At 40.5% G+C, this 13,206-nt stretch carries 9 protein-coding genes and 1 pseudogene; 2 read left to right on the forward strand and 8 right to left on the reverse strand.

Annotated elements, in window-relative coordinates:
• Positions 1–55: 55 nt before the first annotated feature.
• The 7 genes from D7D53_RS05150 to mecA form a co-directional block, all read right to left on the reverse strand.
• On the reverse strand, positions 56–1,315 hold the full coding sequence (locus D7D53_RS05150; RefSeq protein ID WP_120770329.1) for a TRZ/ATZ family protein: 1,260 nt from the start codon (positions 1,313–1,315) through the stop codon (positions 56–58).
• A 114-nt stretch (positions 1,316–1,429) separates the two neighbouring features.
• Positions 1,430–3,178, reverse strand: coding sequence for an ABC transporter ATP-binding protein (locus tag D7D53_RS05155; RefSeq protein ID WP_120770330.1), 1,749 nt, complete (start codon positions 3,176–3,178; stop codon positions 1,430–1,432).
• Between the two features lies 1 nt (position 3,179).
• Positions 3,180–4,904 carry an ABC transporter ATP-binding protein gene (locus D7D53_RS05160; RefSeq protein ID WP_120770331.1) on the reverse strand — a complete coding sequence of 575 codons (1,725 nt, stop codon included), beginning with the start codon at positions 4,902–4,904 and terminating at the stop codon, positions 3,180–3,182.
• A 60-nt stretch (positions 4,905–4,964) separates the two neighbouring features.
• Positions 4,965–5,903, reverse strand: coding sequence for a peptide-methionine (R)-S-oxide reductase MsrB (gene msrB, locus D7D53_RS05165; protein ID WP_120770332.1), 939 nt, complete (start codon positions 5,901–5,903; stop codon positions 4,965–4,967).
• A 98-nt stretch (positions 5,904–6,001) separates the two neighbouring features.
• On the reverse strand, positions 6,002–6,871 hold the full coding sequence (gene thrB / locus D7D53_RS05170; RefSeq protein ID WP_120770333.1) for a homoserine kinase: 870 nt from the start codon (positions 6,869–6,871) through the stop codon (positions 6,002–6,004).
• A 1-nt stretch (position 6,872) separates the two neighbouring features.
• Entirely contained in the window at positions 6,873–8,159 is a 1,287-nt protein-coding gene (locus tag D7D53_RS05175) for a homoserine dehydrogenase (RefSeq protein ID WP_120770334.1), read from the reverse strand.
• Positions 8,160–8,310: 151 nt separating this feature from the next.
• Entirely contained in the window at positions 8,311–9,048 is a 738-nt protein-coding gene (mecA, locus tag D7D53_RS05180) for an adaptor protein MecA (protein ID WP_120770335.1), read from the reverse strand.
• Positions 9,049–9,255: 207 nt separating this feature from the next.
• Between mecA and D7D53_RS05185 the strand changes: the two are divergent.
• Positions 9,256–9,560, forward strand: a pseudogene (locus tag D7D53_RS05185) (helix-turn-helix domain-containing protein); the annotation flags it as partial.
• A 36-nt stretch (positions 9,561–9,596) separates the two neighbouring features.
• Positions 9,597–10,322, forward strand: coding sequence for a polysaccharide biosynthesis protein (locus D7D53_RS05190; RefSeq protein WP_120770856.1), 726 nt, complete (start codon positions 9,597–9,599; stop codon positions 10,320–10,322).
• Between the two features lie 47 nt (positions 10,323–10,369).
• On the opposite strand, the gene D7D53_RS05195 is transcribed toward D7D53_RS05190, so the two are convergent.
• Positions 10,370–13,138, reverse strand: a complete 2,769-nt coding sequence (locus tag D7D53_RS05195; protein WP_162927873.1) for an MBL fold metallo-hydrolase — start codon at positions 13,136–13,138, stop codon at positions 10,370–10,372.
• Positions 13,139–13,206: the final 68 nt, after the last annotated feature.

The raw sequence follows: 13,206 nt of genomic DNA on the forward strand, positions 1-13,206 counted from the left end.
AAAAGAATGCAAGATTTTTGCAAACTTTTTTTAAAATTTTTTCGTGATTTTTCTTCTAAAGTTCTACTGTCAGGACTTGACCTTGCTTAACAACCTGTTCTCCAGCGATATAAACATCATCAACATCACTGGATTTAACAGCATAGACTAGGTGAGAGAGCATATTTTCTTGGGGTTGAAGATGGATTTTCCCTTGTGGTTGAATAACGAGAAAATCTGCCTGCTTGCCGACTTCCAAACTTCCTACCTGATGTTCCATTCCTAGAACCTTAGCCCCTTCGATTGTCAGTGACTTGAGAGCTGTTTCGATAGGAAATTGGCTGGCATCCCCACTTTTCATTTTCTGTAGGAGAGCGGCTGTCCGTCCTTCCTCAAACATATCAAGGTTGTTGTTGGAAGCAACTGAATCTGTCGCAATTCCCACAGCCACTCCCGCTTTTTGGAGCTGGATAATTGGAGCAATTCCTGATGCCAGTTTGAGGTTACTGATAGGATTGTGGGCAATAGCCACTTGAGAAGTTGCCAAGCGTTCAATTTCTCTCTCGTTTAATTCGACCCCGTGAGCAAATACAGACGGATGCTCTAAGTAACCCAGTTCTTCTAGAAAAGCGAGGGGGCGTTTGCCGTATCGTTTCAGGATAATTCCCGACTCCTCCTTGGTCTCCACCACATGGATATGGATAGGAATATTCAACTCTTTTGCCATATCCAAGCTTTCTTCCAGCAAGTCTCTACTACAGCTATAAGGAGAATGTGGAGCTACCATGACCTTGAAATTTGGATTTTTATATCCTAAGATTTCCTCGATGATGGCTCGTGTTCTAGCAATGGTCTCAGTAGTTGTTTCACCCTCTGAAGAAAAGAGGGTCGGTGAGAAATAACAACGCATCTTGGAAGCTTTCACTGCCTGATAAATCCGCTCAATATCCACACCATTGGGATTATACATATCATTAAAGGTTGTTGTTCCTGACTGGAGCATCTCTGTCAGAGCTTCTTTGACCGCCTTGGTAGTCATGTCGGGAGTAAATCCTGCTTCTGCAGGCCAGATATAGTCATTGAGCCATTCATGGAGATTGCTATCATCTCGAATCCCTCTCAAGCCTGTCATAGCAGAATGGGTATGGCAATTGACCAAACCAGGCATGATCCAGGCTCCCTGATAGTCTATAATCTGCTCAGCTTGCTCTAAAATCTCTGACTTCTCTTGACCAACATAGACGATTTGAGAATCCTTAACAGCTAAGATTCCATTTAGATAAACATGGAAATCTTTGTCACAAGTCACGATATTTACATGCTGAAAGACTTTCATTATAGGCTCCTTTTCTAAAATACAATTTAAAGTGAATAATTTTTCTAGCTATTGTAACAAAAAAGTCACCCTAAGGCAACTTTTTTTGTCCATAAGATTTTAAAGTAGAAATGATTAGTCAGAGCTAAAAGCTGCAGCTTGCTGCATTTGGTAATACTTGCCCTTTCTAGCCATTAGTTCCTGATGATTACCATGCTCAACAATATCACCATCAACCAAGACAAGAATCAAATCCGCATCTTGAATGGTTGACAAGCGGTGGGCGATGATAAAACTTGTACGTCCCTTCATGAGCTTGGCAAAGGCATCCTGAACCAATACTTCTGTCCGTGTATCGATAGAAGAAGTCGCCTCGTCTAAGATAAGAATCTTTGGAATAGCCAGAAAGACACGCGCAATGGTCAAAAGTTGAGCCTGACCGACAGAGAGAGATTCACCTGCATTTTCCAGTTTGGTATCGTAACCCTGCGGCAACTGTTGGATGAAGAAATCGGCATTGGCTGCTTTGGCAGCAGCAATCACCTGCTCCCGACTGGCATCAGGATTCCCAAAGGCAATATTGTCATGAATGGTCCCTTGCTTGAGCCAGGTTTCTTGGAGCACCATGCCAAACTGCTGTCGAAGAGAAGCACGACTATAGTCATAAATGGATCTCCCATCCAGCAAGATATCTCCCGAGTTAACGGGATAAAAACGCATAAGGAGATTGATAAGGGTTGATTTTCCGGCACCTGTCGGGCCAACAATAGCTACCTTGTTGCCAGCTGGGATGTCAATAGATAAATCCTTAATCAAGATCTTTTCAGGATTGTAGCCAAAAGAGACCTGTTTAAAGGAAATTGCTCCCTTAACCTGGTCACTGGTCAAGACTTCCTTACCTGTTTCAGCCACCTCAGGACTTTCTAAGACAGCATAAACACGCTCTGCGCAAGCGAGAGCACTTTGCAACTCAGCTAGCACTGAAGAAATATCGTTAAAGGGTTTGGTGTATTGCTGGACATAGTTCAAAAAGGTCACTAAACGCCCGATGGTCAAGGTGGACCCCATCATGATACGATAAGCTCCCACTCCAGCTAGAAGGGCATAAATCAGTGCATTGACGAAACGAGTCGAAGGATTGACCGTTGAAGAATAAAAGATAGCTGACTGAGAATAGCCTGCGTAGTTGTCATTAGCCTCACGCAGCCTTTGGATAAATTCTGCCTGAGCATTAAAAGACTGGATAATGGTCTGCTGGCTCAGCGATTCTTCAATTAACTGAGTCTGAATTCCCCTTGTCTCTGTTTGCTTCTGAAATAGATGATAGGAGCGTTTAGCAATAAAGCGTGAGATTACCATAGATAGTGGCGTCAACAGCAAAACTAAGAGGGTCATGAGGAGATGAATTTGGAGCATGGCTAGAATACTAACCAAAATCATCAAGACGCCAATGAAAAATTGGTTAAAAATCATGGTCAAGCCAGCTGCCAACTGTTCTATATCCGTGGTTACACGACTGACCATTTCTCCACTGCCTTGCCGGTCTACAAAAGAAATCGGTAAACGATGGAGCTTATGGATGATTCGCTCTCGCAAGTTTCTAGTATAAGAGAAGATTAGGCGATTATAGAGGAGAGGATTGACCCATTGAACGAGAGTATTTCCTATGACCACCAAAATCATCTGAATGAAAATGTGCCAAAAAACTGATGATGAACCAGTCACTAGGACTTGGTCGATGACCTGCCCAATCAAGATAGGTAGGTAGATTGATAAACCAACCTGAGCAATAATTCCTAGAAAGGCTAAGAAAAGGAGGAAAGGATGGCTTGCTAAATCTTTGGCCAAACGTTTGAGCGTCTGGTTTGCAGTTTGTCGTCTCATGCTAGTCCTCCTTTCCATGTTGAGATGCATTGATTTCACGATAGACTTGACTGGATTTCATCAAGTCCTCGTGTTTGCCGATAGCTAAAAGCTCACCTTTTTCCAAGAGGAGAATCTGGTCAGACATCTGTAAAGTCGAGGTTCGTTGAGAAATCAAGATTAAGCTTGTATTTGGTAAGTTCTTTCGGATAGCTTTCAAGAGCTTGGACTCCGTAATGGTATCCAACGCGGAGGTAGCATCATCTAGGATGAGAAAAGGGGCTTGGCGCAAGACTGCTCGAGCGATCGACAGTCTTTGTTTTTGTCCTCCTGAGAAATTTCTCCCTCCTGCCTCAACTAGGGCATCCAAGAACCCTTCCTTTTCACTGACAAAATCCTTTGCTTGCGCAATTTCCAAGGCCTGCCAGAGTTCTTGATCAGTTACTTCTTGATCTAAACCTAGAGTCAGGTTGGAACGAATAGTTCCCTTAAAAAGTTCGACTTTTTGGGGCACATAGGCAATCCAGGACCGCCACTGCTTTAAATTACGAGGACTAGACCCATCTCGATAGAGGTCAATGCTCCCCTTGTCTACTGGATAAAGACCAAGTAAGACTTGCACCAAGCTTGATTTACCAGAACCCGTTCCCCCAATAATACCAAGGATTTGCCCTTGCTTCATATCAAAGGAAATGTCTCTCAGAGAAGGCTGGGACGCATCAGGATAGGTAAAGGTCAGTTCTTGAACTTGTAAAACCTGATCACTGGTAGCTTGCTTTTGTTCTAATTTTGAATGGATATCCTCTGGAGCCTCAGCAAAGACTTCCTCGATTCGCTTAGCAGAGATATAGGACTGGTTGAGAGAATTGATTAGCATAGCTAATTTGACCAATTCCACCAAAATCTGTAGGAGATAGTTGATAAGGGCAATGAGGGCCCCTTGACTGAGCAATCCTCCTTGAATAGAAACATATCCCTGCCAGATAATGACTAGGAGGGTTCCATTAACAATCAGATAGGTTAGAGGTGTTAATAAACTAGACCAGAAACCTGTCTTTTCTTGTAATCTAGCATAGACTTGGTTAAGGGTTTGAAAAATTTGTAACTCTCGTTTTTCTTGACCAAAAGCACGAATAACCCGCATCCCTTGTATTTGCTGGCGTGTTTCCTGAACTAGTTGATCCGTTTTCTTTCTCAGGCTGCTGTAGAGAGGATTGACTAACCGAGAAAGGCCTACAATAACGATTGTCAGAATCACAACCATGACCAAAAACCAGAGAGTCAGCTCAGCTGAGATTCGATAAGCCATAAAAATGGCACCAAAAACGATAATAGGCGCTCGCAAAAAGAGACGCAGGAATTGATTAATCCCAGTCTGAATCTGGTAGGTGTCCGAAGTCAAGCGAGTCACCAAGCTAGAAGTTGTCAAACGGTCTCTGCTGTCCTTTGGCAAGGAAAGAATATGACGATAGAGGTCGTTTGTCAATTCCTTGGCAAAACCCACCGCAGCCTTAGCTGAGTAGAACTGGGCTATTAAGGCCACTACAACACCAATTACTGCAAAGATAAGGAGCAAACCAATCTGCATCCAGAGATGACCTTGATTTTTCTGGGGCAAGGATTGGTCAACAATCCCAGCAATCACCATGGGAACCAAGAGCTCAAACACAGCTTCTAGTAACTTGAACAAGGGTGCTAAAATTGATTCCTTGATGTAGGGTTTAAAGTAAGATAATAGGTGTTTCATAAATCCCTTCTATTCGTATTCTGGAAATGAAGAAAGTGGGAAGCACCCACCCTCTCTGTTTTATTTGTTTAAGTAAGGTAATAAATAGCCATATCCTGCTTCTTCCATCTCATCCTGGGCCACAAAGCGCAAGGAAGCAGAATTGATACAGTAACGGAGGCCACCAAACTCACGCGGTCCATCTGTGAAAACATGACCCAAGTGAGCATTTCCTGACCGAGAACGAACCTCGATTCGCTCCATTCCATGACTCAGGTCCTTGTAGTAGTGAATCAACTCTTTGGAAATTGGACGGCTAAAACTTGGCCAACCACAACCTGAGGCAAACTTATCCTTGGCAAAAAAGAGTGGCTCACCTGTCGTGATGTCTACATAAATCCCTTCTTCAAAGGTTTGGTCATAGGCATTGGTAAATGGAGCCTCTGTAGCAGCTTCTTGGGTGACACGATAGGACTCTTCAGTTAAGCTTTCCTTTAACACCTCTTGGCTAGGCTTTTCATAGTTTGCCACATCAATCAAGGGCTTCTCAGCATCCGTCACATCGATATGACAGTAACCTGAAGGATTCTTCTTAAGATAGTCTTGATGGTAGTCTTCAGCCAGAATGTAATGGCGTAGTTTCTCCACTTCCACTGCAATCTTTCGCCCAAGCATGCGCTCCTGCTCCTGCACCACTGTATAGATAGCAGGTAGGTCTGATTCATCCTGATAATAGATCCCAGTTCGATATTGGCGACCACGGTCATTCCCTTGTTGATTGACTGATAATGGATCAATAACACGGAAATAATAAAGCAAAATTTCTCTGAGTGACACTGCTTTCTCATCGTAAATCACTTGAACCGTTTCTGCATGGTCTGTTTCCTTGAGCAACTGGTAATTGGTCGTTTCGACTTTTCCATTAGCGTAGCCAACACTGGTTGCTAGCACTCCAGAAATGCGTGAAAAATACTCCTCTAAACCCCAAAAACAACCACCTGCTAGATAAATTTCTGCCATCTTTATTTCTCCTTTATCAAGTTTTTAACTAGACTTCTTTTCAAAAAAAGGATAGGAAGCCCTCTGGTCGAGAGTTTCCCCATCCTATCTTCTATTCTTTATTTTGCTTCGACACGAACACCTTGGGTATCAACCTTCAAGTCATGCAGTTTTCCTTTGAAGGGTTGCTTTTCCAATTCAGCCTTAATCGTTGGCATCTTGTCATGAGAAGCCAAAACCATAACTGTCGGCCCAGCACCAGAAAGGTAGGTTGCATAGGCACCATTTTCTTTGGCTACTTGCTTAATCGTCGCAAATTCTCTCACCAAGTCCTGACGATAGCGCTCGTGGAAGAGGTCTCCCTCGATTGCTTGCCCAGCAGTCGCCATGTCTCCTGCCAACAAGGCCGCAACCGCCACATTGGCGATAGAACTAGCTGCAACAGCTTCCTTATAGGACAATTTCTTAGGCAAGACACCACGGCTGTCTCGAGTACGCAATTCATAGTTTGGAATGTAGGCTAGGAAATCACACTCTGGGAAGTCTGCTACAATAGCTGAAACTTGCCCTTCAACGGAACTTGCAATAACGAGATTACCATAGATGGCGGGTGCCACATTGTCAGGATGTCCCTCAATCTTAGTTGCTAACTGCAGTTTTTCGTGATCAGTTAAATTAAGATTTGCAAGTTGGTTAGCTAATTCAATCCCAGCTACAATAACTGAACTGGAAGAACCCAAACCACGCGCCAAGGGAACATCACTGGTCATTTTCAAACGTTTTGGTTGCAGGTCCGGTACAATTTGCAAAGCGATTTTGAGCAAGAGATTACGCTCGTCATGAGGAATCCATTTGCCAATCTGGTGTTCAATCAACCACTCATCACGTTCTTCACATACCTCAATTTGAAGATACTTGGTTACAGCTACACCGACCGAGTCAAAACCTGGCCCGATATTGGCACTGGTTGCAGGTACAATAATCTTCATCTTATTCTCCTAGCACCTTGAAGGTATTCAAGAGGTCGAATTCTGAAACCTTCTTCAATTCAGCTGAGACATTTTCAAGTTGGGCTTTATTAATCTTGTGTGTGATGATAACGACACGCGCCTTGTCACCTTCTTTTCCATCTTGAAGGATTTGCTTGAAGGAAATATCTTGGGCATTGAAGATTTCAGCCAATTTCAAGACCTGACCTTTTGAATCTGGAGCTAAGATTGAGAAATAGTAGTTTGCTTTAACATCTTCTGGATTTGCCAAGACCAATGCACGGTTGTATTCGTTGAAGTCTTTACCGATGGTTCCATCATTCAGGCGACGAACGATACGGACAATATCTGCTACAACACTTGTTGCAGTTGGTTTTTGACCCGCACCTGGTCCGTAGTACATAGACTCACCAATACCGATAGATTCTACAAAGACAGCGTTCATTACGCCATTCACACTGGCAAGTGGATGCGCTTTAGGAAGGAAGGTTGGAGTTACTTCTGCAGCAATACCTGAAGGAGTTTCCTCGATAGAACCAACCAATTTCACTACATAACCAAGCTCTTGAGCCACAGCTACATCTTCTGGTGTGATGTTGCGGATTCCCTTGTGAGCCACATCGTCAAAGGCAACCTTCATGCCAAAGGCAAATTGGCTCAAAATCACCATCTTGTAGGCTGCATCAATCCCATCTACGTCATTTGTAGGGTCACTTTCTGCAAAACCTAGTCTTTGTGCTTCCGCAAGAGCATCATCGTAAGACCAGCCTTCTTCCACCATCTTGGTCATCATGAAGTTGGAAGTTCCGTTGACTACACCAAGCACACGAGTGATTTTGTCAGAAGCTAAGGAATTTGCCAAGGTACGAAGAATTGGAATCCCACCAGCTACTGCTGCTTCATAGTAAAGTGCTACCTTATTAGCTTTAGCGATTTCTAACAATTCTGCACCATGGACAGCCAAAAGGTCCTTGTTAGCAGTCACAACGTGTTTGCCAGCCTCCAAGGCACGAGTGATAAAGGTTTTAGCTGGTTCGATACGCCCCATCAATTCCACTACGATCGTAATGTCTTGATCTGACAAAATGTCATCCACATTGGTTACAAAGTTAAAGTCATTCCCTGCTGCAAGCAAGCGGTTCTTTTCATCTTCGTCCTTGACCAATACCTTAGCAACTTCAATATCTGAATGTGCCGATTGATTGATTTTTTCTCCATTTTCCTTTAGGAGGAAAGGCACACCACTTGCAACGGTACCAAATCCTAGTAAAGCAATTTTAACTGTCATGTTTGTCTCCTCGAAATTTTCTATTATAGCCATTATAACAGAATTTTGTGAAAATTCCTATCATAGTAATTCACTATTTCAGTATAGAAAAGAAAAAACGAATCAAACGATTCGTTCTTCTTATAATCTAGAAATAGCTTTCCAGAAATGATTATCCGATTTTTTGCAGATTAAGCACTGCATCGTGATTCATCAAGACTTGGCCATACTCTTGCAAGACTGAGCGACTGATGTCACTATCGTCCGCAAACTCGCGCATACGAGCCAACAGCCAAGCTGGATATGGACTTGGATGATTTTCAATATCTACTAAAATGGTCAAATAATAGCGCTCGTTCATCTTGTAGAGTTCAGAAGTTTCCATCTCAAAAGTCACTGTTTTGGCAAAAGACACCAAGTCAGCCAACTTAGCAAAAGAAAGGATGTAGTAGATGTAAGGCTCTTTCTTGCTTTCAGCTTCTTGTTCAACCTGCTCCTGCTCTTCTTCCTTGGCTTCTACTTGCTCTAGAGATTGAATGGCTTCAATATCATCCTTGGTTTTGTCTGCGATGCTTTTTTCCAAGGTTTTGATAAATTCATCAGGCGACATTTGAGCCAATTCTTCCATATCTGGTAAATCCGATAAGTCTTCAAAATCTAGATTTTGGTCAATCTTTGATTTGGTTACAAAGACATCTACCTTATCAGGTTTTGGAGTCACACGAAAGCTCAACATACCTGTATCTAGAAAGCTATCAGGCATCTCTAACTCATCCAAGATAGCATAAAAGAACTCTTCTGTTTTTTCTTGAGGAACGAGAAAGTCAGCAATCTCCATTCCTCGATCCATCAAATCCTCTAAAGACATCGTGATTTTTAAAGTTGTATCACTGATTTGTTTCATTTTCATTGCTAGTAACCTCATACTTTCAGTTCTATCTATTATACTAGATTTTTACGATTTTATCAAAAGAAGGCTCCTCTGTCGGGATAGATTTTCCCTAGGGTAACTTCTCAAAGTAACTTCCACTTGCCTGACCGAAGTGGAAATTAGTCTAAAACGGATTTTTATGGTGGAATTCAGTGTGAGACGTTTGAGTTAGAAATAAGGCTCACTATGACAAAATATAAACATCTTACCCTTTCAGACCGTAACGATATCCAATTAAGCTTAGAGCGCGGGGAAACCTTCAAAGCTACCTGACAATCCATTCTAAAAGACAAAACTACTGTTTCCAAAGAAGTCAAACGAAACAGACAGTCCGAGAGTCTACATGCGATAACCTTCCTTGTCCTCTACTCGACAAAGCTCCCTTTATCTGTAACGGTTTCCCTAAAAGAAGACAGAATTGTGGCTATAAGAAGATTTTATACCTAGCTAAACAAGCTCAAAAACAGTACGAACAAACTATTGATGAAAACTACATTTCTTATTACACCATTGCTTCCAGCATCGTTATGTTGATTGCCAGTGTCTTGAGTGGAACTATCAACATCAGTATTCCACGTCTCGGCTACTATCTCGGTAAGAAAGACTACGAATCTTATAAAAATCTTCTGAATCAAGGTGCTTCCCTCTTTTATTTCCTTATCATTCCAACCAGTATTGGGATTATGGTATTAGGAAACTACGCAGCAGTCATCTACTCTCCTGAAAAATACCTCGAAGCAGGTATTGTGACTAGTGTCTTCGCTTTTCGTACTATCATTTGGGCCATTGAATTAATCCTTGGTAAACAAATTATCTTCATCAACGACCACGAAAATCGTTTAACAGCCTTTTACTTCCTTGGTGATGGAGCTAATATCCTATTCAACAGTCTCTTGTATTTCAATAATATTTTTGCACCAGAGTACTACATTGCTACTACTATTATTGCAGAAACTGTAGTTGTTCTACTGGAAATTTACTTTATCAAGAAACATAAGTTGCTTGATTTAAAAGAAATCTTTATTACCTTAACACGCTATACTATTGTATCGCTCGGATTTATTCCAATCTACTTAGCGTTTAAATTCCTTTTCCAAATCAACTCTTATACAGTCAACTTCAATATGGTACTCATGGTTCTCGCGACTGTTGCGACTTGCGGTATTTATTATCTCTTGACGCTATTTCTTACCAAAGATAAAACACTCCACTATGAACTCAATCTTGCACTTGCTAATATTAAAAGAAATTAAAATAATCCCCTGCTAATAGACTATTCTACTAGCAGGGGATTTTCTCATTATTCCTTTGATTTCTTGTTGGAAATACTTTGATCTACAATTGAGTCCTCTTTTTGTTTTTCTGAATTAGAAGAGTTCATTTCTTTTTGTTTTTCTTGTTTATCTTCCTTATTCATATTTTCTGATTTATCAGTCAAAGTAGACGTTTCCTGTTTGTTTCTAGATTGATTTGGATTCTTATCAACAGTAACTACTTGTTTCCATACACCTTCTTCATTAACTTTATAACCATCAGGTGTTGTTGCATTCTTCAATAAAGAACCATCAGCTTGGAAATAGTACCAATTACCATCAACCTGTTTCCAACCTATTTGCATAGCTCCTGATTCTTCAAAGTAATATTGATTACCATTGACTTTATGAAGGCCAACCAACATAATGCCATCTTCAGGATTTAGATAATACCAGACGCCTTTGTCTTTTATCCAACCAGTTTTCATGGCTCCATTTGATTCAAAGTAACGGTAATGATTATCAAACCATTTCCAGCCAGTCTGCATGGCTCCAGACGCACTAAAGTAATATTGCTTGCCATCTACTTGATTGAGGTCAACCAACATAATGCCATCTTCAGGATTTAGATAATACCAGACGCCTTTGTCTTTTATCCAACCAGTTTTCATGGCTCCATTTGATTCAAAGTAACGGTAATGATTATCAAACCATTTCCAGCCAGTCTGCATGGCTCCAGACGCACTAAAGTAATATTGCTTGCCATCTACTTGATTGAGGCCAACCAACATAGTGCCTTCCTTAGCTTCAAGATAATACCACTTATCATGATCTTTTAGCCAACCTGTTTGACCAATTCCTGAATCAGAATAAAAATACCAGTTCTCCTCAAGTTTCTGCCAACCAGTCTGCATGGCTCCACTTGTACTCAAAAAATAACGCAATCCACTAATCGTATGGGCACCAGTCTGCATGATACCTTCTTTGTCCAAATAGTACCATTTTTCATTATCCTTAACCCAGCCAATCTTCATCGCACCAGAACTTGAATAGTAATACCAGTTCTTATCCATTAATTTCCAACCAATTTGCATCGCTCCACTTGTGTTTAGATAGTAACGAATTCCACTGATTTCTTGTTTTCCGGTTAACATGATACCATCTTTGTCTAAATAATACCATATATCTTTATCTTTAATCCAGCCAGTTTGCATCGCTCCAGATGCTTCATAATAGTTCCAGTGACTATCTACCAACACCCAGCCAGTTTGCATAACACCTTCTTGATTAAAGAAATAAGTTGTTCCATTTATAATTTTTTTACCAAGTGAAGGGACTCCATTCTCATCGTAATAATACCATTTTCCTAACACTTTTTTCCAACTAGAAGGTTTCCCATTAGATTGAAGGGCACCATTAGTAGCAAAGAACATTTTTTTGCCGTTAAACTCGTGCAATCCTGTTAACATTTTTCCTTCTTTATCAAATAAATATTTTTGTCCAGAAATCTCCACTAATTCATTATATTTCCGAGCCCCTGTAGAGGTAATATAGTACCAAAAACCGTCTTTCTTAAACCAACCGGCTTCTTGCATGCCTCCATTGTTGTTTAGGTAATACCAATTTCCATCAAGCTTTTCTCTAGAATCTTTCAAATGCAACCATTTGCCAGCTTGCATTTGTCCTTTTCCATTAAAGAAATAATAAACACCGTCTATTTTTCGCCAACCAATCGTCATTTCTCCATCGAACAAGCGATATTTCCAGTAACCTTCTTCTTTATACCATTTTTCTCTAACCGTCGGTATATCGGGGAAAACTTTCGAAACATCAGTAAACCCTTCTTCATCTATATCAAAAACAGTCGCATCTTTTGTATGACTAAAAGCTTTTACTATTTTTATATTCTTTTCTCGTAGTAGAGTCCTAGTAGATTCACGATTAATATCTGATCCACTTGTCTGAACAACAATACTTGGTAATAAATTATTAATAAAGTTAACTGTATTAGAAATGTTAGCATCATAGTGATGATTCCATTTCATCATATCTACTTTACCAATTACAGGACCTAACTTATCTTCTGCTCCCTCAGCATTATCCAAGTCACCACCCAAATAGATTCTCTTACCTGCCACTTTCACAACTGCTACAATTGAGTTGGAATTATCATCAAATACCCTTTTTAGATTTCCATTGCTATCATACTCATTTTTATAGTTATATAGCTGAATATCCATGGAACCCAAAGTAAAATGACTATCTGTATCTGAGATATCTTGTATCAATTTTACTCCTCGTTCTCTAGCAGTATTAACCGCATTATCATAATTAAAAAGATTATCCCACAATCTCCATTTTGTTGTAATACGTTCATCAGCATATCGTTTTAAGTAAAATCTATCAACAGGAAAACGTTTAAGAACTTCATCTGCAGAACCAATGTGATCACTATGGACATGAGTGCCCAAGATAAAATCTAGCTTTTTAACACCAACTTGTTTCAAATGACGGAACAATCGATCCTCTAAAACTTGGTCATTGTCCATGGTTATTCCCCACCTATCTGGATAACGTGGGTTACTTCCATCTGGGAAATCATAATCCTCACCCATATCAATTAAAGCAAAGTGTCCTCTGCTTTCTAAGAGAATAGCATCACTCCCTGACTTAGATTTTAAATTAATAAAATGGATTCGATTACCACCCCCTGCGGAAATGGTATCCGCATCGACTGATGATAATTTGGTAGCTATAATTAAAGTACATATGAGAAAGATAAATAATATTAATTTTCTTTTCTTTAAATTCTTCATTGTATGTCACACGTTCCTTTATCATTTCTATAAAACATAATTTTAACCCATTTTCATATCAAGCTTTG

The organism is Streptococcus gwangjuense (assembly GCF_003627155.1).
Lineage (GTDB): Bacteria > Bacillota > Bacilli > Lactobacillales > Streptococcaceae > Streptococcus > Streptococcus gwangjuensis.